Source organism: Pseudoalteromonas sp. BMB, assembly GCF_001709235.1.
GTDB lineage: Bacteria > Pseudomonadota > Gammaproteobacteria > Enterobacterales > Alteromonadaceae > Pseudoalteromonas > Pseudoalteromonas maricaloris.
In genome coordinates, this window is record NZ_MBQA01000024.1 from 21566 (window position 1) to 46313 (window position 24748).

The following is a 24748-nucleotide window of genomic DNA, read 5'->3' on the forward strand; positions in this document are numbered from 1 at the left end:
TGACGTCATTATGGAACAAGTCATTTTAACAGGCATTATGCTAGCGTTAGTCGTGTGTCTTTTTGCCACACGCATTAACGCTGCATGGCTATTCACAGGCGCAATCGCCACCAGTTATTTGACTGGCCTTATCGATCTTGAATCGATGTTGGTGAATTATGCGAACCCGTCTTTAATCACGCTTGTGCTACTTATCCTAGTTTCCATTGCGATTGAAAAAACAACCTTAATCAAAAAACTCGCCCACTCAATGGCACAAGGTAGTCTCGCAAAAGCCGTAATTAAACTGGGTTTATCCACTGCCTTTTTGTCTTCTTTTACCAATAACACGGCGGTGGTTGCTTCGCTGATCACGACCGTTAAAGAGAGCAAAACACATGCGCCCTCTAAGCTGCTATTACCGCTTTCTTATACCGCTATTTTAGGTGGTACGTTAACGCTGATAGGTACTTCTACCAATCTTATTGTTAATGGCTTTGCCGTAGAAGCAGGGATGGCGCCGCTGGGCTTTTTTGACTTTACCTTAGTTGGTCTCGCCGTCCTGAGTGTTGGTTTATTGACCATCACGATTATGCTCAAATATTTGCCCGACAACGGCAAAAATAATGATGAGGTCGTGCCGTTTTATTTAGAAGGAAAAGTTGAGCCAAGCTCCAAGCTAGTTGGCCGCACGGTTGAAGAAAACGGCCTGCGCGACCTCAAAGACTTATTTCTTGCTGAAATCATTCGCGGTGAACGACGGATCTGCGCCGTAACGCCACAACAAGAAATTCTTGCTGGTGATGTTCTGCTATTTGTGGGCGACATCAACTCAGTGCCACTGTTACAGCGTTTCGATGGATTAAAGATAGTCCATGATAAACATGAGAAAGACGTTGAGCACTTGGTGGAAGTGGTCGTCAGTCAGTCTTCGCGGTTTCTTGGAAAAACCATTAAAGAGATCCGCTTTAGAGAGCAGTTTCACGCAGCTATTATTGCCATCCGTCGTGGTCATGATCGCCTACAAGGTGGAATCGGTCAGGTCGAATTACAAGCGGGCGACTCTTTAATACTTGCACCAAGCAGCGATTTTTATGCACTCCCCAATCTCAAACGCGAATTTGTGTATATCTCGGGCCTAGACTTACAAACACATCTATCTCGTAATAAGTCCAACACGGTACTTGCGAGTTTTGCGACAGTGGTTGGCCTTAGCATCTTTGGGGTTGTACCGCTGGTAAAAGGGTTAATTGTGTTACTCGCAGCCCTTGTGGTGCTCGGTACAATCAAAGTCCCTGAGATGAAACGTCGCTTTCCTATTGAGCTTGTCGCTATTGTTGGTAGTGCGATAGGACTGGCTAAGTTAATGATAGAAACCGGACTAGCGGCAGAGATTTCCTCGAGCTTATTGTGGTTGTTAGGGGATTTTGGTCCTTACGGCGCATTTATCGCCATTTTTGTGATGACTGTGATATTTACCGAGCTCATCACTAACAATGCCGCGGCAGCACTTTCATTCCCAGTGGCTTATGCGCTGGCAAGTGGTTTTGATGTAAATCCACTGCCATTTGTAATGGCGGTAGCCTTTGGCGCATCCGCCAGCTTTATCTCACCTTTTGGCTATCAAACTAACCTCATGGTGTATAGCGCAGGTAACTATCGAATTCGTGATTACGTCACCATGGGACTGCCCTTGTCATTGATTTATTCAGCGACGGTACTGACTGTTATTCCATTTGTCTTTCCATTTTAATAGAGCAAAGTATGGACGAAAATATTGTTTGGCATAACTATGCCGTAGATAAAACAAAACGTAGCGAATTAAAAGGTCATAAGCCTTGCGTGCTTTGGTTTACAGGCTTTTCAGGCTCAGGTAAAAGCACCGTGGCCAATGCACTTGAGCATGCACTGCAAGCAAAAGGCATACATACCTACCTCCTTGATGGGGATAATGTCAGGCATGGACTGTGTAAAGACTTAGGGTTCAGTGATGAAGACCGCGTCGAAAACATTCGTCGAGTGGGTGAACTCAGCAAACTCATGGTCGATGCAGGACTAATGGTACTCACTGCTTTTATCTCTCCTTTTCAAGCAGAACGAGACATGGTGCGTAACTTAGTCGCAAGCGGCGAGTTTATTGAAGTATACCTAGATACGCCGCTTGCAATTTGCGAGCAACGAGACCCTAAAGGTTTGTATAAAAAAGCGCGTGCTGGAGAAATAAAACATTTTACTGGCATAGATTCGGCGTATGAGCCCCCAATTAGTCCAGAAATATGTTTAAATACTTCCGAGCAGTCGCTGGAAGAATCTGTCCAGCAGCTAATACACTATCTATTGTCAAAAAATTTAATAGGGTAAGTCATGAATCATACGGATCTGCTGGAAGAAGTATTAAATCTGAGTATTCGCGCTGGTGAAGCGATTATGGAGATTTATGCCAAGGACTTTAATGTTGAATATAAAGAAGATGAAAGTCCCGTCACTGAGGCAGATCTCGCTGCACATAAAATTATTGTTGCAGGCCTTAAAACCCTCACTCCCGAAATGCCGATATTAAGCGAGGAAAGCGCAGGAATAGATTGGCAAGAGCGCCAACAATGGCAAGAATATTGGCTGGTTGACCCCATTGATGGCACCAAGGAATTCATCAAGAAAAATGGCGAGTTTACGGTAAATATTGCACTTATCAATAATGGTGAACCCATTCTTGGTGTTGTTCATGCTCCAGCACTTAATGAAAGCTACCTTGCAGAAAAAAGTATTGGCGCGTTCAAGCAAACGGGTGAAGCTCGCATAGAGCTCAAAGTCACCACAAAGCCCAATCAAGGTTTAATCAAAGTAGTTGGCTCGCGCTCACATCCTTCACCAGATTTAGCTGAGTACCTTACCCGCTTCGAGCAAGTCGACATGGTGCCTAAAGGCAGTTCACTTAAGTTATGCTTAGTGGCCGAAAGTAAAGCCGATGTTTACCCTCGCCTTGGCCCAACTTCAGAGTGGGATACCGGAGCAGGACACGCGGTGGCGAGTATCGCTGGGGCAAAAGTCAGCCAAGTGAATGGTGAGCCTCTGCGCTACAATCAGAAAGCCGAGTATCTTAACCCCTATTTTGTGGTTTCTAGGTTGGAAGATTAAGCTAGAAGGTGATAATACCGTAAACTAATTCGCATAAAACCAGTCGAATTAACGTTCGACTGGTTTATTTGCGGCGCGAGTTAGGACTTTATCGTATACGCTTTTTAAAATCGCTCTTGGCGTTTCAAGCAAAAATGTCTCTTTTACTAACTGCTCTAGCTGAGCAAAGCTCTCCACTTTGGTTTCAGTAACACTGCCATCGCATTCATGCCACTCAAAATAGCTCTGATTACGCAGTAAATAACGGTGGCAATCTGTAATGCGAGAGACCACTAAGTTATTCACAAACGCCGCTTCAGGGTGTTGATGGGAATAAAAGTGCGCCACTTCACAATCGGATTCGAACACGTCAGCAAGGTCGACATGATATAAAGTGAGCGGAGCTTCTCCTTCCTCTAACAGAGTCACTTTGACTGTGTCTGCTGTTTTTTGTACCTGATAAGTCTGCCGGCCTTGGATAGTTAAGGCCTGATTGATGTTAATCGGTACACGAGGCGACTTCACTCCAAATCCTGCATCAACCAAGTACTGACCACCATCCAAATTAAGCAATGTCATCCGGTGAGAACGAGGATTGGAGGAGCTACCATTTAGCATTACTCTCGCAAGAACCGGCCTTACTGTAAAACCAAGCTGTTGCAGCGCTAAAAATGCCACCTTGTTATGCTCAAAGCAGTAGCCACCTCGTTTGTTGGTCACTAAACGGCTAAATAGTGGTAATGGGTCAAGCAACAGACGCTCACCATACATGGCATTAATACTTGAGAAGGCGTAGCGAGAAAGGTGTTTTTGTTGTAACTCGGTGATCAGCTCAATCCCAGCAAAGTGCTGTAACGATAAGCTGCTAAGATATTGATTGATATTTGCTTCTAATTCCATGACTGACTCCTAAAGTTGATGGAGGCAGGTTAAAACCTCAACCCATGTTAAGGTCAATAGGTATTTTTACTTTTTCAGCCATTATTTCTATCGCCTAAAGAGATGTCACTTTGCTATCCAAACCTCAGGTTAACTAGGCAAATAACTGATGCACTTTTTTGTTCGGTGAAACAAGGCATTTAGCTTCAGCCACAACCAGTGGCTTCGACATAAAATAGCCTTGGGTTTGATGACAATAAAGCCTTGATAACGTATCAAGCTGCGCTGCCGTTTCAATACCCTCGGCTGTCACGACAAGGTTAAAACTGTGCGCAATCGCACAAATCGCTTCAATGAGTTGCGTCGCCTTACCGCCCAGCTCAATGCCGGACATAAAGGCCCTATCTATTTTAATGCCATCTACGGGAAGGTGATTGAGCCGGGCAAGGCTGCTATAACCTGTGCCAAAGTCATCAATATAGATGCCAAATCCCGCTTGATGAAGTTGTTCCAGCGGCCCTATAAGCATGTTTTCCTCTGCCATCATGGCGGATTCTGTCAACTCAAGCTTAATTTGTTTCATCGCAACATTTTCATCCTCACAGCGAGACACTAACCAATCGATAAATTCCTGCGACTGGAGTTGCAACGGAGAAACATTAACCGCAACAAAAAGGGTGCTGTCTCCTACGACATTGATAAAATTAAGCGCCTGATCAAATACCCAGCGACCAAGCTCTGAAATCTTCGCGCATTGTTCTGCAATGGGAATAAATTCCGCAGGACTTACTTCTCCGAGCGTTGGGCTATTCCAGCGTAGTAGCGCTTCGAACCCTTTTAAATTCTGCCCTTTTTGACAATAAACGGGTTGCAAATTCAGGCTTAGTTCGCGAGACATCACTATTGCCTGTAGCGCTTGCTCAATCTGGATCTTTCGACCTGCTTCGCAAGCGATAGCATTCGTGAATATATGATAAGTATTCTTACCTCGCTTCTTTGCCTCATACATTGCAATATCGGCATCATGTAATAGCTTCTCAGCATCGCAATGTAGGCACGGAACGGTAAAGTGACGTACGCCAACGCTACCACTTACACAGTGGCTGTTACCCTGATACAGAAATGGCGCTCGGATCCGCGCAAGAATATCTTCAAGCACCCCCTCAATTGGTTCATGTAGATGCTCATCGTAAATAAGGACGGCGAATTCATCACCGCCAAGCCGGGCAATATCGGCATAGCTACTAAGCAGCATACGCATTCTTGTTGCAAATTCAATAAGCAGCTTATCTCCGGCTTGATGGCCTAAGGTATCGTTTATTAGCTTAAAGCGGTCTAAGTCAATATATAGCAAAGTAAACTTGGCGCGTTTACGCTCACGGAGCTTATCAACTAAAGACACAAAGCTCTGACGATTTAGCAGATCGGTCAAGCTGTCATGTTGCGCTTTATATCGCAATTGTTCTTGGAACAGTTTGGCCTGAGTAATGTCCGTCACTCTCCCCTCATACAGGCAACTATCCGGTTGATGCAGCCAATGCCCAGAATGTCTAAGCCAGATATGCTCTCCCGATTCTGCTTTTGCTAACCACTCCATTTCTTGGTGAGCTTGCTTAGTGGCAACAATCTGGTTCCATTGCTCATGACACTCAGAGTCTTGCATAAGTGCACTAAAGTCTGTATTTGGCGAAGGAATACGCCCACCAAAAAGTAACGCATTGAAAGCGGGGTTGGAGTCAATGATGTAGCCCAGGCGGTCTAGTACAAATAAACCTTCATGGCTATTAACGAATAAACTTTTATACTTACGCTCTGCAGCGACCTGTTGCTGCAAAGCCCCTAAGCGTTTATTAGATTCGACTTGTAACCTGTGGTTAGACACCTCTAAGCTTTTAGTTCTTTCAACAACTAAATTATTGACGGTGTCATTGCGATTTTTCAGTTGCCTTAGCTGGAGCCACACCAATAAAATACAGGCGGCCAAAATACCTAAAAAGAGTACAATCAGTACACTATGGTTATTTAACCAACTTGGATGTAAACACGCCTCATCATACAACTGCATGGTAATGGGCAAACCATAAAAATTAATGGTGTGTACCGCACTTGGCGTTAAATTCTGAAGGTCGAAGCGTTTCTGCCAATCGGAGCTATAAATAATTTCTTTTTTTGAAGAGACCAATAAATGCTGCTTACGCTGCTGATATAATTGGCCAAATAATGAATCCAATAAAAAAGGTAACTCAAAACTTAATCCCAGTAGCGTTTTAAACTCTCCAAAACGCGGTTGCTCAATCAATACACTGAGTTTTTGCCTATTTGGCCAGACATAGGTCGTTAAGTCATTCTCATCCCACTCTGCAAAAATATCTCTCTCAAGCACCTCCGCCTGCCCGACGGTCTGACCAACTTCAGACACAGGTGCAGCACGGGTAACCACCAACCATTGATTAGCCTGTTTATCTAGATTGCCTCTAATTTTAAAGTCAAAATACCCTCTTTCTCGCTGCACTTTCTCTAATATGGAGAATTGATCAGGTGAAACCACTGCGTATGTTTCCATACTCAACCCTAAATTCGCCGTGGTAAGCTGTGATTGCGCTATCTCATAAAAGTCTGCATCTTGATGGGTGTTGAGGTAGGCGTCTATCGAATACAGTAGGTGAGCAACGTGTTGCAACTTACTATCCAGTAAGTATTCTAATCGTGTCAACTCCTGCGCACTTTTGCTTTCTGATTGGTTTTGGTAGTAAACATTCGCTATCAAGCCAACATATATCAAACAGGCGAACAGCAAGATGAACCCCAGCACAGGAAGCCTTCGCTTAAAAACCTGCTGAGCGCTATGGAGAATGGCATTTGTAAAAACGCGTCGTTTAAGTCTGGACATCTTCATCGAACATTGTATGCTACACCCATTCGATAATAATTCTTATTTGCAATGAATAAAAGTAAACTTTTCCTTTTTTTGCTCTTTTGGGTACATTTTGGTCAAGCGGTTGCAACGCAGCCCCACACCTCGCAAGTAAACGTCTATTCATTTAGGAAATATGAATTAATTCAACCTGTCCTCCAGGCATTTGAAAAAGAGACTGGGATCACCGTAAACCTCGTAAATGGTAAATCAGCACAACTGCTTGAACGTCTCAAAAGCGATGGCGCCGACTCAAAGGCCGATGTGTTGCTCACCTCCGATCTAATTCAGTTGCATGATTACAAAACACTACTGCGTCCTATCGACAAGATCACAAATTGGCAAGCAGTAAATCATGAACTCAAGGATGATGATAAGCGGTGGATCAGTGTTTCGATAAGGACACGCGCATTATTCCGTAAAAAAGGCGTTTCTACGCCCTTGCCCGAGCACTTTTCGGATTTAGATAAAGCGCTTTACCAGGGTAAGTTTTGCATTCGCCAGTGGTCTCATAGTTATAATTTGACGTTAGCATCGAGCCTCTATGCTTCTTCGAATAGCAATGACTCCTCATGGCTCAACCACGCTAATACGCTATTAGCAAAACGCCCTGTAGGAGGAGATAGAGATCAACTACGAGCGCTTGCACAAGGCCAATGTGAATTTGCGCTGGCGAATCACTATTACTGGAGCATGATGCAGCACTCCGAAAATAAGCGCGATAAGGCACTTGCCGAACAGCTAGAGATCCACTTTCTGAAAATGCACTCGGGAAAAACGCCTATTTCTACCACCACAGTTGCGATAGCAAAGCACTCACCCAATACACACAATGCCGAGCTATTTATTGATTTCTTGCTAAAACCGAGTACTCAGTCCATGTATGCTAATTTGCTTCATGAATATCCTGTGATTCAGAGCTCACAAACGGCTCCGGCTCCGTTTGCCCCCGCCACGAAACAGGTGAAACTCGGCCTGCAGCAAGTGTCACGAGCCCAGCGAGTTATCAATTCACTCAGCAAAGATCACTTGTAAATCACAGTTAAATACAGGCACTGGTCCATCGAAAAGCTGCTGGCGGGTAAATGTTTTTGCAGGCTTGGGCCCCTGTAATGTCTGCACTGTATGTTCGTGCTCGGCATACACTTGCTGGTAGGGGTGCTGCTCGGATTTCTCATGCCATGTGAGCGTAAGAGAATTACTTTTATAGATCCAACGCCCCCGATACTCAGTGCCAACCTGCTGCCAATGACCATTGGGTTTCAGCTGCAATTGGATAGAATCATCTTTACATTGGTGGGCAAACAATAGATCTGGCAAAGCTTGAGCAGCTCTGTTTTGCACCAGATACAACCCCGCGTTATTCGGTGTATAGCGGTGCCCTTCCATATTAAATTCTGAAATTGTCAGCGTATCAAAACCAATCTTTTTCACCACATACTCGATATCCCTAAGCCACTTGTCGCCTGAAGTCATCGGTGGAATATTTAATTGTGCGCTCTCATATTGTAGCGGTACGGGAAGCTCGGTAAAACGATAATGAATATCTCGCTTTTCTAACGCTTGAACTAAGTTAGCTCTAGTACCTTCATCGAGACCGGATTCAAAGATATGTAGGGTTTGGGTGCTACAGCCACTCAATAATAAAGTAGCAATTGCGAAAAAACGTTGCATTGTCATCCTTGGTGTTACGCCTCAGTTTGAAATGCACCTAATCTGGGAAGTACACTTCAACCTCAGTCTTATTAATACTTCAAATTAACACCTAGACAACCAATTTTCAACAGAAGCTTTTGGGTAGAGAATATCTTTAAACAATCGATGCTGTTGATGACGTAGATGGCGCTCCTGACTTGGCAGTCCGGCTTGCACCTGACTATGATGCTCATTAAATCGAGAGATGACAGAAAGCTTATCCTTGGCTTGCGTGAGAGACTCATTGACATAGTGACGTACATCATCCGCGGTCATTAGATCAGTCTTATCTACGTTCATAAGCTCTTTTCTTAATGCTGTGCGAATACCCATCGTTGCCTCCATAAAATACTGATAAAAACAAATCGCGTGGTCGGCCTGCAAGATACACACCAAATGCTTCAATAATGTTAAAGACCCCGGATTTAACGAAAAAGTTTCGTCATTCACCGTAGTAATTTTATATACTGTCGTATAAGGCAATAAGACACTGGCTGTGTTAGGTAAATACGGCATGTTGAGGTTATAAAAATGCAAGATGGGTTTATTGAAATTGAGCTCGAAGAAGAGCCGATAGAATTGTGTAACCTTTTGAAAGTGCTCGACTTAGCAGAAACTGGCGGACATGCTAAGTTATTGATCACTGAAGGTTATGTAGCAGTCAACGATGAAATATGTACACAAAAACGTAAAAAGATTTATTCAGGCGATATTCTGCATTTTGATGGTGATGAATTTCATTTAACCTTAGCACCTGATGCTACGCCGCAACCGCGAGCAGTCGCCACTCCACGCGCCGAAACGGCACCAACGCCGAGTAAGAAAAAACGACAAAAGTCAGGAAAATCTTACACACAAGTGGACAAAAATACAGGCCGAAAACCCATCTCCTTTGGCTAGCAATCCCAGACGCTGACGTATTTAATTACAAAAATGCTCACCTTTTTAGTGCACCGATGCCTCGCGAAAGTGCACTTCCCCCTTGAAAAAGTTCCCAATCAACACTAGGACTATAGCAGTACAAAAAAACGGCAAGTCTGCAACTGGTACATTCTATGCACCTTGTTTTGCATTTTTAGAACAAAACCAATTCACTTAATTAGATGCTCTACTTCCCTCTTATATAGAGCAAATCTTAAGTGTAGTTGGCATAAGGAAAGGGTCAAGCATGAATAATTCATATAACACCCTGACTCAGCTTACCGTCGGCGAGCGTCAGGTCCATATTCACTCACTTCCAGCTTTAAGCGATAGAGCAAGAAGATTACCGTTTTCGCTTAAAATTTTATTAGAAAATTTACTGCGCCATGAAGATGGCAAAAACGTGACTGCACAAGACATCGATGCCTTACTCAACTGGAAGCCGGAAGATAAACCAAGTAAAGAAGTTGCTTTCACGCCCGCACGCGTCGTGATGCAAGATTTTACAGGCGTACCAGCCATCGTGGATCTTGCAGCAATGCGTGACGCTATGGCAAAACTCGGTGGCGATCCAAATAAAATCAACCCTTTATCACCCGCTGAAATGGTCATAGACCACTCAGTACAAGTAGACGAATATGGCCACGATGGCGCCTTTGATCTTAATGCTAAGTTAGAGTACCAACGCAACAAAGAGCGCTATGAATTTTTGCGCTGGGGGCAAGGCGCATTTGACAATCTAAAAGTGGTGCCACCTGCAACCGGGATCGTGCACCAAGTTAACCTAGAGTATTTAGCACGTGTCGTATTCGAAAAAGAAATCGACGGTATGCCATTCGCCTACCCTGATACGTTAGTGGGAACCGATTCTCATACCACAATGATCAACGGCCTTGGCATTTTAGGTTGGGGCGTAGGCGGCATTGAGGCCGAAGCCGCCATGCTTGGTCAGCCAATTTCACTGCTCATTCCTCAGGTCGTTGGTTTTAAACTTGAAGGACAGTTGCCTGAAGGCACAACCGCAACCGATCTGGTACTCACCGTGACACAAATGCTACGTGAACACGGCGTAGTGGGTAAGTTTGTCGAGTTCTTTGGTGATGGTTTAGCAGACTTACCACTTGCCGATCGTGCCACCATCGCCAACATGGCACCTGAATATGGGGCAACCTGCGGTATTTTCCCCATTGATAACGAGACCTTGGAATATCTACGACTAACCAATCGTGATGAAGAAAAAATTGCATTAATTGAAGGTTATGCCAAGCATCAAGGCATGTGGCGAGAACCTGGAGATGAACCACTTTACACCGACGTACTGACACTAGACTTAGCGACAGTGGTTCCGAGCCTTGCAGGTCCAAAGCGCCCACAAGATAGAATTCCTCTCAATGACGCAGGCAAAACAATTCAAGCCCATTTGGGTGAATTCCAGCATGAGCGCAGTGAAAAAAATGCCGTGTCAGATCAAGATGAAGCTCGCACTGTTGGTGAAGGCGGGACTTCTCGAGTTGATCAAGATGAGCCCGCAACGCTTGGCGTCGGTAAGGTTACATTTAAAGATCAAGAGTTTGAATTGGTCGATGGCGCCTGTGTTATTGCCGCTATCACAAGTTGCACAAACACCTCTAATCCAAGTGTTATTCTTGCCGCAGGCCTTGTTGCACAAAAAGCAAAGGCACTTGGCTTAAAACCTAAGCCTTGGGTGAAAACCTCATTGGCCCCTGGCTCAAAAGTAGTTACCGATTACCTAAGACAAGCTGATCTATTGGAACCACTTGCTGAACTAGGTTTTGATTTAGTGGGCTATGGCTGTACGACTTGTATTGGCAATTCAGGTCCCTTACCAAAAGAAATTAATGAAGCCATCGTTAAACATCAGCTGGTTGTCAGTTCCATCTTATCAGGAAACCGCAACTTTGAGGGGCGGATCCACCAAGATGTAAAAATGAACTTCCTTGCCTCGCCGCCACTTGTCGTTGCGTATGCACTTGCAGGTCGCACAGATATCGATGTCTACAATGAGCCATTGTGCCAAACCGATGATGGCCAAGATGTGTTCTTAAAAGACATTTGGCCATCGGTCTCTGAAGTCAGTGAACTTGTATCTCAGACAGTCACACAAGCCATGTTTGAGAAGAACTATGCTGACGTTTACCAAGGCGACCAACATTGGCAACAAATCGCGGTAAATCAGAGTGAGCGCTATGATTGGCAAGATAGCTCTACTTATATTCGAAAAGCCCCTTTCTTTGATGATATGAGTAAAGAGCCACCAGGGATCCCCAGTATCAAAGGCGCACGCTGTCTCGCTAAACTGGGCGACTCAGTGACGACTGACCACATTTCTCCAGCAGGTAATATTAAAGCTTCGGCACCAGCTGGGGAGTATTTACAAGCGCAAGGAGTGAAGCAAGCTGATTTTAACTCTTATGGTTCGCGTCGTGGTAACCACGAAGTCATGATGCGAGGTACGTTTGCAAACGTACGCTTACGCAATCAATTGGCTCCGGGTACAGAAGGTGGTATTACTCGCCTATTACCTGAGGGCGAACTTATGAGTATTTTCGATGCGGCAGAGCAATATCAGCAGCGGAATACGCCACTCGTTGTACTCGCGGGCAGTGAGTACGGCACGGGTTCATCACGAGACTGGGCTGCTAAAGGGTCTTTACTACTTGGGATTAAGGCCGTACTTGCTAAAAGCTACGAACGAATTCACCGTTCGAACCTCATCGGCATGGGGGTATTACCGCTACAATTTAAACCAGATGATGGCCACGAAGAGCTGAGATTAACTGGCGAAGAAGAGTTTGAAATTGAAGGAATATACGACACATCAACCGAAGTGATAGTCACGGCAATGAGTGCGGATGGCAAAGAAATCAAGTTTTCGGCGGATATCCGGATCGATACCCCTAAAGAGTGGGAGTACTACCAACATGGCGGTATTTTGCAGTATGTATTGAGGCAAATGTTATAGGTCTCTTTTGGCAATACTTTAATGGAAAAGACGGCACCAGCCGTCTTTTTTAAAACCTGCGAGTGTAAATCAGCGTAATGGTATTGATGCCACCATCATCAAGCGCACTGCCAATTCCAAACTTCAGCGCCGATTGTGAACTAAACCAATAATCGGTCTGTAATTCCACTACCGATTGATCAAAATCATCTTCACGTAATCGAGCTGATACAGACACTTGCCAGTCCTTAGCCAAATAATAACCGGCATGGATCTGCCAAAAGTCAATGTCGGCTGCGACTTTTTGCATTTTTACATCCCATCCGACACCATTATCAATCTCTGTATAACGAAAAAATGGCGCTATAGCCGTCTCTGTATCTCGTTCATCCACTCCGTAGTTATCAAATTCTGAGCGTTCACCGATGAGCGTAACCCCAAGCTGCATATTCTCACTAACAAAACGTCCCACTTGTACCAGCGCTATCGTATCTCGCGTCGCAGTAAAAAGAGCAGAGTCATCTCTAAATTGGGTTACATCAACAGCGACTCGCCAGTCTCGCCCAATAAAGAATTCCGCATCAGCTTGGTAAAGATGCCAATCATCATTTTTAAAACCACCTACAGAGAAGTTATTACTTTTTTGCAGGTATCCCTGTAAACCATGGGGTGTGCCATTATCCTTTAATTCAGTAAGATAGTGTCGATACTGAACACCTAAGAACCCATCCTCAATCTCTAAAAACTCTCCGAAGCCAACACTTACTTCGTGAGAGTTGGCTATACTGAAGCCTGAATAAAATAACAGTCCTATCAGCGATAATGCTTTCATACTTTCCCCTTTATGTTAATGAAACGATTGTAACTATGAAAAAAAATCGCCATAGTAAAAAAATGTAAGCATTTGTATTCAAAAGAGAGACAAGCATGGCAATCTGGTTCAAACCCGTAAGTGTAGAGTTATGCAAAAAGCTGGAAGAGGGCATGACGGGTAAAGGCACGCTCATGAAAACGTTGGGGATAGAAATCAGTGAGATAGGTGACGACTACTTGGTTGCGACTATGCCTGCCATTCCTGAGCACCATAACCCCATGGGTATGGTCCATGGCGGCGCAAACGTTGCTTTAGCGGAAACCGTTGCAAGTTACGCAGCAAACTTTGTTGTAGATACCGAACAATTCTACTGTGTTGGGCAAGAGATCAATGCTAATCACTTAAAAGCATCAAGAACAAGTATACTCACAGCCATTGCTAAGCCTGTACATCTCGGTAAACGTTCATCTGTATGGGAGATCCGCATCACTAACAGCCGCAATGAACTATGCTGCATTTCCAGAATGACCGCCGCCGTAGTATCACGCTAAAACTTGACCTATCACAACTACAAAAAACCAAATCCACCTCATTATTATTGCAACACACAAAATAGTGAGGTGATACTGTGTCAACTCAAAAGCTTTGGCCTCTGCATATGCTCACCGTGGCGGGATTGATTTTAATTTTCACGGGCCATACTATGTTAGCGAGCGACTGGTTGAATGATCTTGGTCCAAACGGTTTTATAATTGGTGCGAGCTGTGTCGCGCTCGGTCTCATTTGTTCTTTACCGACTAAAATATACCTGACCATTTTGCTGATGCGTCGAGAGCGATGAGATTAACGCATACCAGCTTGATATTAGGTTGGTTTTACTGCATCCTGAGCATCTACGTTTATGAAGGTACTCAGTTTGTGGAAAAGGTCGACACCCTAATTATTGGCGCTGGCATCGTAGGCTTAGCGATAGCAGCAAAGCTCAGCCAGAGCCGCAGCGTTATTGTTATCGATAAAGAACCTCGTGTTGGTGAGCATACGAGTAGCCGTAATAGTGAAGTGATCCATGCCGGCATTTATTACCCTTATGGTAGCTTAAAGCACCAGCTCTGCGTTCGAGGAAAAGCACTCCTTTACACACACTGTGAACAGCTAAACATCCCCTTTCAGCGACTCGGTAAATTCATTGTTGCGACAAACGAAGAGGAAGCGCAAAGCCTAGAACAAATTAAGGCTCGTGCCCATGCTAACTCTGTCACAGATATTGACTTTGCCTCACCCAAGACCATCGAGCAACAGCTCAGCTATTTAAAAATACACAGCGCACTATTCTCTCCCTCAACCGGTATTTTAGACAGCCACCAATTTATGCTGTCACTCATCGCTGAGATTGAAAGTAATGGGGGGATTGTTGCGACGCAAAGTGAGTTTATGCATGCACAGCAATTAGGCTGTGATTTTATTGTTGCGATGCGCTGCGATAGCGAGCAGTTCGAAATAGGCTGTAGCCAGCTGATAAACAGCGCTGGGCTGAACGCCCCCGATGTGTTCAATAAAATTACCGGTGATAGCGACAAAGCCATCGCCTATTATTGTCGCGGCCGTTACTATCGCTATCAAGGTAAGCACCCTTTTCAACAGCTCATCTATCCTCTACCTAACACGCATGGATTGGGCGTACACGCGACATTAGATTTAGCTGGGCAACTCAAGTTTGGCCCTGATACCGACTATATTGAAAACATAGATTATCAGTTTGATGACTCCCAAAAAGCGCGCTTTGTTACCGCAATAAAGCGATACTGGCCGGCTCTGGATGAGAGTAGGCTCACAGCGGACTATACTGGGATAAGACCTAAATTAAGCAAAGAAAAGCAAAGTGACTTTGTAATTCAGTTCGAGGCAACCCATGGAATATCAGGCTTTGTTAACTTAATGGCGATTGAGTCACCGGGATTGACCGCAAGTCTCGCCATTGCAGAATATATTGAACAACGACTTTAGCGCTGATTTTCCTCCAGCGCCTTTTCAAGCTGTTTCGTTCTATCATCCATTAGCTGCTGAATGTTTTTCGCATCTTCTATCACCTGTTTTACCGCTTTTGGATTTAATGCCGTTGGTAATGCCGAAGCAGCTTCTTTACTTACGGCTTGCTCTGGCTGTTTATTCAGAATGCTTGTGTCTTCGGCTGCTATCACGGTAATTTTGCGCTCGTCTAATTGATAGTGCTGCGACTCGCCGTTTGGATTGGGTTTATCTGAGTAATGCCATTGTCCCTTGGCGTCGCGCCAACGATACACTTGCACCCCAGACGTTGGTTGCTGAGTGTCATCACTCACAAGCTCCTTCGTGTGGTTTTTTACTTTATCAAGCACTGTCGCACCTTGAACCGTTAATTCTGTTACCTGCTGCTCAACCTTGTTGGTCAACGAATTTACATTTAACCATGGCTTGCCATCAGGGCGCTTCAATACAAACAAACTGGCTAACGCCACCAGCATTATCATAATCATCAAGTAACTTGCGGCTTTCATCTTCATACTCTGACTTTCCTTAGAGCCCATACTTTAACAGTATCTGCTTAAATTGCTCCGTTTTTTTAAAGTCAGCATAAAAGCGATTAAAGTCATCACACAATTTTTTCGCTCTTTGAGTGCGACCAAACTGCAATTGTAACGGCGCCACATCCGAAACGCCGCGCACGCTGATGGTACTTTTTAATACTGGATATTTCAGCTGTAACCAACGTAGTGTTGGTGCGCCAACAATAGAAAAAGCAAGACTTTTGTCACTTCCACCTGCAAGCACGGACAAGATATCAAATTCTGAGTAGTAGTCTTTGCGCTGCAGCAAATTACTGTCAAAATACGGCTCTAACTGAGGATAGGTATAGCCAAATCGACCTAAAAATAGATGTTCATTTAAGCCGTTTACATCAAATTGTTCAGCCTGCTTGTGTGTAACAAATACATCTTCAATTGTGTAAATTGGCGCACTCCAACACATTTGCATAGTGCCACGATACCAATGCTCTGACTCCATCCGCACATCCACATTCCCTCGTTCGATTTCTACAGACGAACGCTTTTCTGGATACACAGGGTAATTTGGTTGGTAATGATATTGTGTTGCAAACAGCTCGAAAATATCGATAAGCACACCCTGCTCTTGGGCATGTTCGATAATAAAGGGAGGATAATACTGCACTGCAAAGTTGATAAACGTTTTGCTTTCTTCCGCTGTTTTAGCGTGGCCAGCAAAAGACAAGGTACAACTAAGTAGCAATAATAACATCGTCTTTGGAAAGTAGATCAAAGCCACCTCCAAGACCTTGAACAAATAATAGACTAAGTATGACCGATCGCTGGGAATTTCCAAGTCAAAAAACCAGTCACACTCAAATCTACTAAATGAACATTGAGGATCTAAATACCATCGCCATCAATATGCAACCCACACTCACGATTTAGACCGAAGAAACGTGTTTCTTCCTCTGTCATGCCAGGTTCAAGCTTACGAGTAGTGTGAACATCCCCCATAGAAACATAGCCTTGCTCCCAGAGCGGGTGATAAGGCAAATCAAACTTTGTAAGATATTGATAAACATCACGATTATGCCAGTCAATAATAGGGTAAAACTTGACCGTGCCGCGACTGAGCTCAACGATTGGCTTATCCGCACGCGTTGAAGACTGTTGGCGACGTAAGCCACTGAACCAAGTGCCTGCGCTAAGTTCACGTAACGCTTGAGTCATCGGCTCAACTTTGTTTAGGGTATTGTATTTTTTAATCCCTTCTTCGCCTTGCTCCCATAACTTACCATACACCGCCTCTTGCCAAGCAGGACTCTGCTTAGCACGGTATATCTTAAGATTGAGTGCCAAACGCTCTGACAGTGATTCTATAAATTGATACGTCTCAGGAAACAAATAGCCCGTATCAGTAAGTACCACGGGAATATCAGGCTGCTGCTGAGTCAAAAGATGTAACATAACCGCAGCTTGAATACCGAAACTAGAAGACAAAAAGTGAGTATCCGGTAAGTTTTCCAGTGCCCAAGCTACTCTCTGCTCGGCAGTTTTATCACTCAGTAAGGCATTAGCATCCGCAAGTAGCATCTGCTGAGTTGCACTGTCCAGAGTCAATATTTGCTTAAAATCACTCATTTTCTCATCCAATGGGCAGCGTAGCTGCCCGTTCTAAATCAAGCGTGGAAATCAGTTTTTGACACTTTTACTTCCGCAACGATTTCTTTGCGGATGACATAGTCACCAAAACATTCATCTTCGTTGCGCTCACCGACCCACTGACCAATCAACTCATCTAGCGCTGGCAGGAAGACGTCTTCGCCAACATTCTCCAAGTACAGCTTAGGAATGCGAGTACCAGCACGGTTACCACCTAAATACATATTGTATTTACCAGGTCCTTTACCCACAAATCCAACCTCAGCTAGCATCGCTCGGCCACAGCCGTTAGGGCAGCCAACTACACGAAGGATAATATTCTCTTCAGCAACCTCATGCTTGGCGAGCAACCCTTCTACCTTTGTCACAAGTTCAGGTAAATAACGCTCCGCCTCTGCCATCGCAAGTGGACACGTCGGTAGCGATACACACGCCATCGAGTTTTTGCGCTGTTCTGAATGTTTGCTATCTATCAAACCATGCTCACGGGCAATTTGTTCGATTTGCGCTTTATCCTCAGCTGCTACTCCAGCAATAATTAAGTTTTGGTTTGCAGTCATGCGGAAATCCCCTTTGTGGATTTCTGCAATTTTGCGACAACCTGTTTTAAGTGGTTTATCTGGGAAATCTAAAATACGGCCATTTTCGATAAACACCGTTAAGTGATGCTTACCATCAATACCTTCAACCCAACCAAAGCGGTCGCCACGGTGAGTGAATTCATAAGGACGGCTTGGCTCAAACGTCATACCGGCACGGTTTTCAACTTCCGCTTTAAACGCCTCAGTGCCAAATGTATCTAGCGTATATTTAGTTTTTGCATTTTTACGGTTTACTCGGTTACCCCAGTCACGTTGCACAGAAACCACATGCTCAGCAACGGCAAGTGTATGCTCAAGCGGAATAAAGCCAAGGTCATCTGCTTTACGTGGATAGGTATTAACGTCACCATGGGTCATCGCCAAACCACCACCCACAAGCACGTTAAAGCCAACTAGCTTGCCCTCATCCGCGATAGCAACAAAGTTGAGGTCATTGGCATGCACATCGACTTCATTGTTTGGGGGAATAGTAACGGTGGTTTTGAACTTACGTGGTAAATACGTATCACCCAAAATCGGCTCTGCCGTTGTCTCGGTTTTTTCACCGTTCAACCAGATTTCAGCGTAAGCTTTGGTTTTGGGTAGCAAGTGCTCTGAAATTTTAGCCGCCCACTCGTATGCTTCTTGGTGTAACTCGGATTCAACCGGGTTAGTTGTACATAACACGTTACGGTTTACATCCCCCGCCGTCGCAATAGAATCGATACCTACGCTATTCAGCAGCTGATGCATCCCTTTGATGTTTGGCTTCAATACACCGTGGAACTGGAAAGTTTGACGCGTTGTCAGACGAATGCTGCCATACATGGTTTTATCCGCTGCAAACTCATCAATCGCCAACCACTGATGTGGTTTTATGATACCGCCAGGCATACGAGCTCGAAGCATCACGTTATGCAGTGGCTCAAGGCGTTGCTTAGTACGCTCTGGGCGGATATCGCGGTCATCTTGCTGATACATACCGTGGAAACGGATCAATTGGAAGTTATCCGCAGTAAAGCCACCGGTTAGTTGATCGGTCAGATCCGTTGAAATTGTGCCACGTAAGTGGGCACTTTGTGACTTCAAACGCTCATTATCAGAAAACTTTGCGTTTGCATCGAGCTTACTATTCGGTTTGATTTCAGAGTTGCTCATTGTCTTTCCTACATTAAAATTGGCTGACGGTATAACAAGACGCGTTAGTAAACGTCTTTCTGATAACGGTTTGCGCTACGCAATGCTTTAAGATATTGCTCAGCTTGTTCATCATCTTTCCCTCCATGGGTTTTAATGATGTCGATAAGTGCTTGGTGTACATCTTTGGCCATTCTGCTAGCGTCACCACAGACATAAAAATGAGCGCCCTTTTCAAGCCATGCAAATACAGCTTCGCCCTTCTCGCGCAGTCTATCTTGCACGTAAATCTTTTCTGCCTGATCACGGCTAAATGCCAAATCTACATGTGTTAATAAACCCGACTTTACATACTTTTGAATTTCTACTTGATAAAGGAAATCTTCCGTAAAGTGTGGATTACCAAAGAACAGCCAGTTTTCACCCTCAGCGTCACGCGCCTCACGTTCTTGCAAGAAGGCTCTGAACGGTGCAATACCTGTACCTGGGCCAACCATGATCACAGGTGTGGCATTGTCGACAGGTAATCTAAAGTTATTGTTGTGCTCACTGAATACTTTCACTTTCGTGCCTTCTTCAGCACGATTCGCTAAATAACCTGAGCAGCCGCCAAAATGCTTTTCACCAAAGGTATCAAATTCAACTAAACCTACGGTTAAATGCACCTCTTCTTCCACCTCAGCTTGGCTTGACGCGATAGAGTACAGGCGCGCTTGTAATTTTCGACAGCAATCAACTAGTGCTTGCGCCTCAATGTTGGCAGGGTTTTGCTTAATCACATCAAAGATTTGACGTTCTTCAATATAAGCACGCAATGCCGCTTTATCGTTTGCAAGTGCGCTTAGTTCCTCATTCCCAGTCGCAATCGCATACTTTTCAACAAAGCCAGGATACGACTGTGTTAGCTCAAGATGTTCAATCAACGCCGTTTCTAATGAAACCGTGAGTTCACCTATTTTTACGGTTTGTGCGTTGTCGAGTTTTAAGACATCGATCACCGCCGCCACTTCTTGTGGGTCATTTAAGAAATACACACCAAGTGAATCACCCGGCTGATAAGTGATATCAGAGCCTTCAAGCGAAATTTCAATGTGACGCACATCTTTACTTGAGTTTCTGCCAGTGACCTTTTGTACCACACTCAGCTCAGCCGCAAATGGGTTTTGCTTTGTATATTGACTAGCTGCGGCCTGAGGAGCACCAAATGGCATGCTGATAACGTTACCACCACCTGCTTGCTGCTGAGCTTTAAGCGCAGGCTCCAACGCATCTAGCGCCTGTGCGATCCACGCCTCGGCTTCAGCTTCATAATCCACATCTAAGTCAGCTCGCGGCACAACAATTTCAGCGCCAAGGGCAGCCAAGCGCGCTTCAAAATCCTTTGCTGTTTGGCAGAAGAATTCATAACTTGAATCACCAAGGCCAATCACAGCTTGCTTTACACCTTCCAGTTTAGGCGCCTTCTTACCGGCTAAGAATTCATGCAATGCTTCTGCATCTTCTGGTGGCTCACCCTCACCGTAAGTAGAGACAGCAATCACTAAGAACTTCTCTTTCTTCAGGTTGGCAGGTTTGTAGTCAGCCATATTGACCAACTTAGTCGTCAAGCCACGCGCTTCCGCCTGAGCTTTAATTTGGTTTGCAACCCCTTTTGCGTTACCGGTTTGTGAACCAAATAAAATAGTCAGAGGTGCAGACTCGTCAGCGCCCGCTGTTGCTTGTCCAGCAATACCTGATAATGCAGCTGAATTTGCGGTTGCAGCTAAATAGCCACTCACCCATGCCTGTTGGATTGGATTTAACTCTCCAACTAAGCCTTGTAGTTTTTGCAGTTGTTCATGTGTCAGCGGACTTGCTGCAGCATTAAGTTGACTTAACAACATCATGGATCCCCGTACCCAAAAGGTTTTGCTTGCTCATTGCATAACTGGCTCGCACGCAGCGTAGCCTACTTTTATTAGCGTGAAGCATACGTGGCAAATTGAGAGATCAAAAAGAATAGAATCTGCTTTTATATTCCTTTTAGTTATTGAAGATTGAAAAGTCCAAAGAAAACAGATTAAAAGAAGTTCGATATTTAACCGTTAAAAAGTTTAACATTGCCGTAACAGTTTTGATGCAAAATCAAACTGTCATACACAGACAAATCAATAATACAGATAATCATAATAATGAGACTAAAAATGAAACACGGGAAATATATAAACCTAATACTCAGTTCTTATTGCTCAATACTCAGCTTAAGCGCTGCTGCAGAAGTTACAAATGGCAGTTTCGAGAGCTGGAGCGGTCAAGTCCCTAATGGATGGACGACGATAGACTCGGGCATCACACTTAGCTCGGTTACGACACCAATAAAAGACGGTAACCTTGCCGCAGCGGTGCAGGTAACCACAGCAACGCAAAGTAGCACAGACTTACAACAGCAAGTAAACGTTGAAGCAGGTAAAAGCTATCAATTTAGCACTTGGGTCTATCACACGGAAGGTGGTGTCAAAGCACGATTAGTGGTGGACGGCTATCATGGCTATTCAGATCAGTTCAATGTCGGGCAGTGGCAACAACTTAGCTATACCTATACCGCAACTGCAACCACTGCGATTAATGTTGGCTTACGTTTTTACGATGGCAGTGGTTTTGACGGTAATGAAACGGTCTACGTTGACGGCTTTGGTCCAACTTCTACCACACCAGAGCCGCCTCAGAGCTGTCAAAATAATAGTGTCACTCTCGCTTTGATGACCGATAATTATGGTAGCGAAACAAGCTGGCAAATCACTAATACAGCAAACACAACCGTTGCTAGTGGTAGTGGCTATAGCAATAATCAATCAGTAAATGAAAACTTATGCCTTAACGACGGTAGTTATACCTTTACGATTTTAGACAGCTATGGCGACGGAATTTGTTGCACCAATGGTAATGGCCAGTATACCTTAACGCACGCTGGTACAACGCTCGCTTCCGGCGGCCAGTTCAGCAATCGTCAAGATCATACCTTTACGCTTGGCACAACCACACCTCCCCCTTCAGGTGATGGTTACTATGCCTCTGCTGCTGGACTGAGCGGTTATGCACTGAAAACAGAGTTACACCAGATTATTCGTAACCACCAATCACAAGGATATTCTGCTATTTGGAGCTTTATCGATCAGAACGAGCGCGACCGCTATTTTGAGAAAGATAACAGTATATTAGATCGCTACTCTGAAAAGCCAACAGCAAATGATAGTGTTACTTATGTCTCTACCGGATCACAATGCGGCAGTTACAGCGGCGAGGGTGATTGCTATAATCGTGAACACTCATTCCCCAAATCTTGGTTTGGTGGCCAAGTAGAACCGATGAATTCAGATATCCATCATATTTTTGCTTCCGATGGTTATGTAAATTCTAAGCGTAGTAACTATCCATTTGGTGAAGTAGGAAGCGCCTCTTATACCTCAAGTAATGGTAGTCGCTTAGGTTCAGCATCTGGTATTAACTACAGCGGTACCGTATTTGAGCCTATTGATAGTTTCAAAGGAGATTTTGCTCGTGCCTACTTCTATATGGCAACGCGTTATCAAGATGTGATTGCAAATTGGCAAAATAATACCAGCTACAGCAATGCGGTACTCAATGGCACCCAACAGCAAGTCTTCGAAACTTGGGTCGTCAATATGCTAAAAAGATGGCATAACGAAGATCCTGTCGATGCCCTAGAGCAAGCGCGCAACCAAGCGGCTTATGAATTTCAGGGTAACCGAAATCCATTTGTAGACCATCCAGAGTTTGTCGAAGCAATTTGGTAACTATAAATAAAAAAGGCCAATAACTGGCCTTTTTCAATAACATCATTTTGGCTAATATTTAGCGAGGGTTAATTGTAAGTGGCTCAATCGTCACTTTAGCATTACCACTTGCGCCCATATGCCCGTTGTAAGTTTGTCCTTCAAACAAAGTGTAAAACACATCAACGTAGTCATCATCGTTAGTAAACCAATGGCTTGGCATCGCTTTGATCAATTGATTCGTCAGTTGCGGGATAATCGCATAGCCTTGAACATTGGGATCAGGAATAGCGCGCATCACTTGCGTCACAATATCCAAAAGTGTTGTTGCTAATTCTTGATAGTTAGTATTGTCGTCTTGCTCCATCAGCAATAAATCTGCCGCTTGCCAACGATATCGCTCCCAGTGAATGATAATTTGATTAGGCGTATAGTCCGTACCATCATGGTCCAAATATGGCATGTCCACAATATCTAGAACGGGTTCATCTCGGGATGGGTTGACGCCTGTTACAATGCCGTAAACTTCCGCAGCCCCAGATACCCAAGGCTCTTCATCGTCATTTAGTCTAATTTTCTTCAATACACTGGTTGAAATCGGCTCAGCATCATCGTTGCTCTGCATAGCGGTTGATGGCATTGCTAAGCCTTGCTTGGCAAACACTTGCTTCATTACCTGAATGCCTTCTTGTTTTACCTTATTGCTATCAAGTTCAACGATTAGCACGGGTCGCTCTGGCATTGTATGTGCGTCAAGTAAATGCAATTGACCTTGCTCATCAAAGGCCTCGACATATTGCCAGTGCTTATCATCACCTTTAGGCGCAAAAGCAATTAATGGCGCTTCACCTTGTTGCCACTTTGTTAGCATTTCGCTAGAAGCAATACGCAGCTGATATAGATTAGAGCTATAGTCAGTCAGGCCTTTTAATGAGCGAGTGTACTGGCTCGCTTCTGTCATGAGCTGCTTAGTTGACCCTTGAACTTGTAGCTGCTCCAGTGAAACTGCATCCTGATACTGGCTAAGTTGAGTTTGAACTTGGGGACCTACGTGATTAAGTGATAGCGCTAATTTTTTCGCAATTTGCTTCTTTATATCAGCAACTTGAACTGGTGCAGCGTTAAGTTTATCAAGCTGCTTAAGTGAACTGTAGGTATTAAGATTAACCTTGTCTGCCGCAGAACTTGCGAAAGACATTCCGCCGAGCATGGCTATCATTAGGGTAGAGAGGGTTACATGTTGTTTCATCTTGCGTTCCTAGAAATAATCCGTGTTATGGAATAAACAAGATAAAACAACAAAAATAAATTATCAACACATTAACATGGTTAACATATAAAACAATTTAATCTAGCTTTTAGAGTTTTTATTCTTCTACTGGGTAGATAGTAATTTCTATACCGGCACCTATTGCAGAGATCCTAAGCAACGTATCGGCCTGTAGTGCTTGCGAAAAGCACTTGGGTGACTTGCCTGAGTTAAAGCCAATATCAAAAGTTCGCTTAGTACAACCTAGCCATTGCTTAAGTGCCGCTTTAGAGCAAGACTCAATTAACTCACACAGTTGGTTAATCGCTTTGTCAGGGGTTAATTCATTGGTATTTGCTTCGATGCGAGCCAATTGACGATAGTCATCTTGATCGTAATGCAGCACGATAGCATTTTTCTTTAAATCCGAAACTAGCGCACTAATATCCTGCTTTGACTCCAGTTCCAAATCGACATTTAAAAATTGAATTTCAGACATGTATTAAAAGCTACCTTGTAAAGCTAAATCTAGTAATGACTTAT

The 24748-nt window shown here is 44.2% G+C and carries 22 protein-coding genes; 10 read left to right on the forward strand and 12 right to left on the reverse strand.

From position 1 onward, the window contains the following. Window positions 1–7 precede the first annotated feature (7 nt). From BB427_RS02300 to cysQ, 3 genes are read left to right on the forward strand one after another with little or no spacing between them, the layout of a single operon-like run. Window positions 8–1732: an SLC13 family permease gene (locus BB427_RS02300; protein WP_175401223.1), complete on the forward strand. Its 1725-nt coding sequence runs from the start codon at window positions 8–10 to the stop codon at window positions 1730–1732. Window positions 1733–1743: 11 nt separating this feature from the next. After that, complete coding sequence (gene cysC, locus BB427_RS02305; protein ID WP_010376239.1) at window positions 1744–2340, forward strand: adenylyl-sulfate kinase; 597 nt, start codon at window positions 1744–1746, stop codon at window positions 2338–2340. A 3-nt stretch (window positions 2341–2343) separates the two neighbouring features. After that, on the forward strand, window positions 2344–3114 hold the full coding sequence (cysQ, locus tag BB427_RS02310) for a 3'(2'),5'-bisphosphate nucleotidase CysQ (RefSeq protein WP_010376240.1): 771 nt from the start codon (window positions 2344–2346) through the stop codon (window positions 3112–3114). Window positions 3115–3162: 48 nt separating this feature from the next. On the opposite strand, the gene BB427_RS02315 is transcribed toward cysQ, so the two are convergent. Beyond that, complete coding sequence (locus BB427_RS02315) at window positions 3163–3993, reverse strand: arylamine N-acetyltransferase family protein (protein WP_069018808.1); 831 nt, start codon at window positions 3991–3993, stop codon at window positions 3163–3165. A 133-nt stretch (window positions 3994–4126) separates the two neighbouring features. Further along, on the reverse strand, window positions 4127–6784 hold the full coding sequence (locus BB427_RS02320; RefSeq protein WP_254663564.1) for a putative bifunctional diguanylate cyclase/phosphodiesterase: 2658 nt from the start codon (window positions 6782–6784) through the stop codon (window positions 4127–4129). Between the two features lie 156 nt (window positions 6785–6940). Between BB427_RS02320 and BB427_RS02325 the strand changes: the two genes are divergently transcribed. After that, window positions 6941–7921 (forward strand): extracellular solute-binding protein, encoded by a 981-nt coding sequence (locus BB427_RS02325; protein WP_239979698.1) that lies wholly within the window; start codon window positions 6941–6943, stop codon window positions 7919–7921. Here BB427_RS02325 and BB427_RS02330 read toward each other — a convergent pair. Next, the gene (locus BB427_RS02330; RefSeq protein ID WP_045990449.1) at window positions 7898–8560 is read right to left on the reverse strand and encodes a hypothetical protein; all 663 of its coding nucleotides are present in this window, start codon (window positions 8558–8560) and stop codon (window positions 7898–7900) included. The genes BB427_RS02325 and BB427_RS02330 overlap by 24 nt on opposite strands. 84 nt (window positions 8561–8644) lie before the next feature. Then, a complete protein-coding gene (locus tag BB427_RS02335) occupies window positions 8645–8914 on the reverse strand; it encodes a hypothetical protein (protein ID WP_010376248.1) in 270 nt (89 codons plus the stop codon). A 198-nt stretch (window positions 8915–9112) separates the two neighbouring features. Here BB427_RS02335 and BB427_RS02340 point away from each other — a divergent pair, with 198 nt between their 5' ends. Together BB427_RS02340 and acnA are read left to right on the forward strand one after the other, a co-directional pair. After that, window positions 9113–9481 (forward strand): RNA-binding S4 domain-containing protein, encoded by a 369-nt coding sequence (locus tag BB427_RS02340; RefSeq protein WP_045962213.1) that lies wholly within the window; start codon window positions 9113–9115, stop codon window positions 9479–9481. Window positions 9482–9749: 268 nt separating this feature from the next. Next, window positions 9750–12485, forward strand: a complete 2736-nt coding sequence (gene acnA / locus BB427_RS02345; RefSeq protein ID WP_069018810.1) for an aconitate hydratase AcnA — start codon at window positions 9750–9752, stop codon at window positions 12483–12485. A 49-nt stretch (window positions 12486–12534) separates the two neighbouring features. Here the strand turns inward: acnA and BB427_RS02350 are convergent, their stop codons facing one another. Continuing rightward, the gene (locus BB427_RS02350) at window positions 12535–13296 is read right to left on the reverse strand and encodes a hypothetical protein (protein ID WP_069018811.1); all 762 of its coding nucleotides are present in this window, start codon (window positions 13294–13296) and stop codon (window positions 12535–12537) included. A gap of 95 nt (window positions 13297–13391) precedes the next feature. On the opposite strand from BB427_RS02350, the gene BB427_RS02355 reads away from it, so the two are divergent. The 3 genes from BB427_RS02355 (at window position 13392) to BB427_RS02365 (ending at window position 15282) form a co-directional block, all read left to right on the forward strand. Then, window positions 13392–13829: a PaaI family thioesterase gene (locus BB427_RS02355; RefSeq protein WP_069018812.1), complete on the forward strand. Its 438-nt coding sequence runs from the start codon at window positions 13392–13394 to the stop codon at window positions 13827–13829. Window positions 13830–13906: 77 nt separating this feature from the next. After that, window positions 13907–14119: a hypothetical protein gene (locus BB427_RS24675; protein WP_069018813.1), complete on the forward strand. Its 213-nt coding sequence runs from the start codon at window positions 13907–13909 to the stop codon at window positions 14117–14119. A gap of 77 nt (window positions 14120–14196) precedes the next feature. Further along, window positions 14197–15282 (forward strand): NAD(P)/FAD-dependent oxidoreductase, encoded by a 1086-nt coding sequence (locus BB427_RS02365; RefSeq protein ID WP_069018859.1) that lies wholly within the window; start codon window positions 14197–14199, stop codon window positions 15280–15282. Here the strand turns inward: BB427_RS02365 and BB427_RS02370 are convergent. The 5 genes from BB427_RS02370 to BB427_RS02390 all read right to left on the reverse strand — a co-directional run bounded on the left by BB427_RS02370 (window position 15279) and on the right by BB427_RS02390 (window position 21066). After that, window positions 15279–15818 (reverse strand): DUF4124 domain-containing protein, encoded by a 540-nt coding sequence (locus tag BB427_RS02370; RefSeq protein ID WP_069018814.1) that lies wholly within the window; start codon window positions 15816–15818, stop codon window positions 15279–15281. The genes BB427_RS02365 and BB427_RS02370 overlap by 4 nt on opposite strands. Window positions 15819–15831: 13 nt before the next feature. Then, window positions 15832–16599 (reverse strand): amino acid ABC transporter substrate-binding protein, encoded by a 768-nt coding sequence (locus tag BB427_RS02375; RefSeq protein ID WP_254663566.1) that lies wholly within the window; start codon window positions 16597–16599, stop codon window positions 15832–15834. A gap of 104 nt (window positions 16600–16703) precedes the next feature. After that, window positions 16704–17444, reverse strand: coding sequence for a phosphoadenylyl-sulfate reductase (locus BB427_RS02380; protein ID WP_039494589.1), 741 nt, complete (start codon window positions 17442–17444; stop codon window positions 16704–16706). A gap of 38 nt (window positions 17445–17482) precedes the next feature. Continuing rightward, window positions 17483–19204 carry an assimilatory sulfite reductase (NADPH) hemoprotein subunit gene (gene cysI, locus BB427_RS02385; RefSeq protein ID WP_045990441.1) on the reverse strand — a complete coding sequence of 574 codons (1722 nt, stop codon included), beginning with the start codon at window positions 19202–19204 and terminating at the stop codon, window positions 17483–17485. A 44-nt stretch (window positions 19205–19248) separates the two neighbouring features. Next, window positions 19249–21066: an assimilatory sulfite reductase (NADPH) flavoprotein subunit gene (locus BB427_RS02390; RefSeq protein WP_069018816.1), complete on the reverse strand. Its 1818-nt coding sequence runs from the start codon at window positions 21064–21066 to the stop codon at window positions 19249–19251. 300 nt (window positions 21067–21366) lie between these two features. Between BB427_RS02390 and BB427_RS02395 the strand changes: the two genes are divergently transcribed. Continuing rightward, on the forward strand, window positions 21367–22977 hold the full coding sequence (locus tag BB427_RS02395; protein WP_069018817.1) for an endonuclease: 1611 nt from the start codon (window positions 21367–21369) through the stop codon (window positions 22975–22977). Window positions 22978–23035: 58 nt separating this feature from the next. On the opposite strand, the gene BB427_RS02400 is transcribed toward BB427_RS02395, so the two are convergent. Together BB427_RS02400 and BB427_RS02405 are read right to left on the reverse strand one after the other, a co-directional pair. Beyond that, the gene (locus BB427_RS02400; protein WP_069018818.1) at window positions 23036–24205 is read right to left on the reverse strand and encodes a DUF3103 family protein; all 1170 of its coding nucleotides are present in this window, start codon (window positions 24203–24205) and stop codon (window positions 23036–23038) included. 118 nt (window positions 24206–24323) lie between these two features. Beyond that, entirely contained in the window at window positions 24324–24704 is a 381-nt protein-coding gene (locus BB427_RS02405; protein WP_010376275.1) for a hypothetical protein, read from the reverse strand. Window positions 24705–24748: the final 44 nt, after the last annotated feature.

Coding starts and splice junctions, on each gene's coding strand:
- BB427_RS02330 (WP_045990449.1), bottom strand. CDS start 8,560: ATGCAACGTTTTTTCGCAATTGCTACTTTATTATTGAGTGGCTGTAGC.
- BB427_RS02335 (WP_010376248.1), bottom strand. CDS start 8,914: ATGGGTATTCGCACAGCATTAAGAAAAGAGCTTATGAACGTAGATAAG.
- cysC (WP_010376239.1), top strand. CDS start 1,744: ATGGACGAAAATATTGTTTGGCATAACTATGCCGTAGATAAAACAAAA.
- BB427_RS02380 (WP_039494589.1), bottom strand. CDS start 17,444: ATGAGTGATTTTAAGCAAATATTGACTCTGGACAGTGCAACTCAGCAG.
- BB427_RS02390 (WP_069018816.1), bottom strand. CDS start 21,066: ATGTTGTTAAGTCAACTTAATGCTGCAGCAAGTCCGCTGACACATGAA.
- BB427_RS02400 (WP_069018818.1), bottom strand. CDS start 24,205: ATGAAACAACATGTAACCCTCTCTACCCTAATGATAGCCATGCTCGGC.
- BB427_RS02405 (WP_010376275.1), bottom strand. CDS start 24,704: ATGTCTGAAATTCAATTTTTAAATGTCGATTTGGAACTGGAGTCAAAG.
- cysQ (WP_010376240.1), top strand. CDS start 2,344: ATGAATCATACGGATCTGCTGGAAGAAGTATTAAATCTGAGTATTCGC.
- BB427_RS02370 (WP_069018814.1), bottom strand. CDS start 15,818: ATGAAGATGAAAGCCGCAAGTTACTTGATGATTATGATAATGCTGGTG.
- BB427_RS02395 (WP_069018817.1), top strand. CDS start 21,367: ATGAAACACGGGAAATATATAAACCTAATACTCAGTTCTTATTGCTCA.
- BB427_RS02340 (WP_045962213.1), top strand. CDS start 9,113: ATGCAAGATGGGTTTATTGAAATTGAGCTCGAAGAAGAGCCGATAGAA.
- BB427_RS02315 (WP_069018808.1), bottom strand. CDS start 3,993: ATGGAATTAGAAGCAAATATCAATCAATATCTTAGCAGCTTATCGTTA.
- BB427_RS02355 (WP_069018812.1), top strand. CDS start 13,392: ATGGCAATCTGGTTCAAACCCGTAAGTGTAGAGTTATGCAAAAAGCTG.
- BB427_RS02350 (WP_069018811.1), bottom strand. CDS start 13,296: ATGAAAGCATTATCGCTGATAGGACTGTTATTTTATTCAGGCTTCAGT.
- acnA (WP_069018810.1), top strand. CDS start 9,750: ATGAATAATTCATATAACACCCTGACTCAGCTTACCGTCGGCGAGCGT.
- cysI (WP_045990441.1), bottom strand. CDS start 19,204: ATGAGCAACTCTGAAATCAAACCGAATAGTAAGCTCGATGCAAACGCA.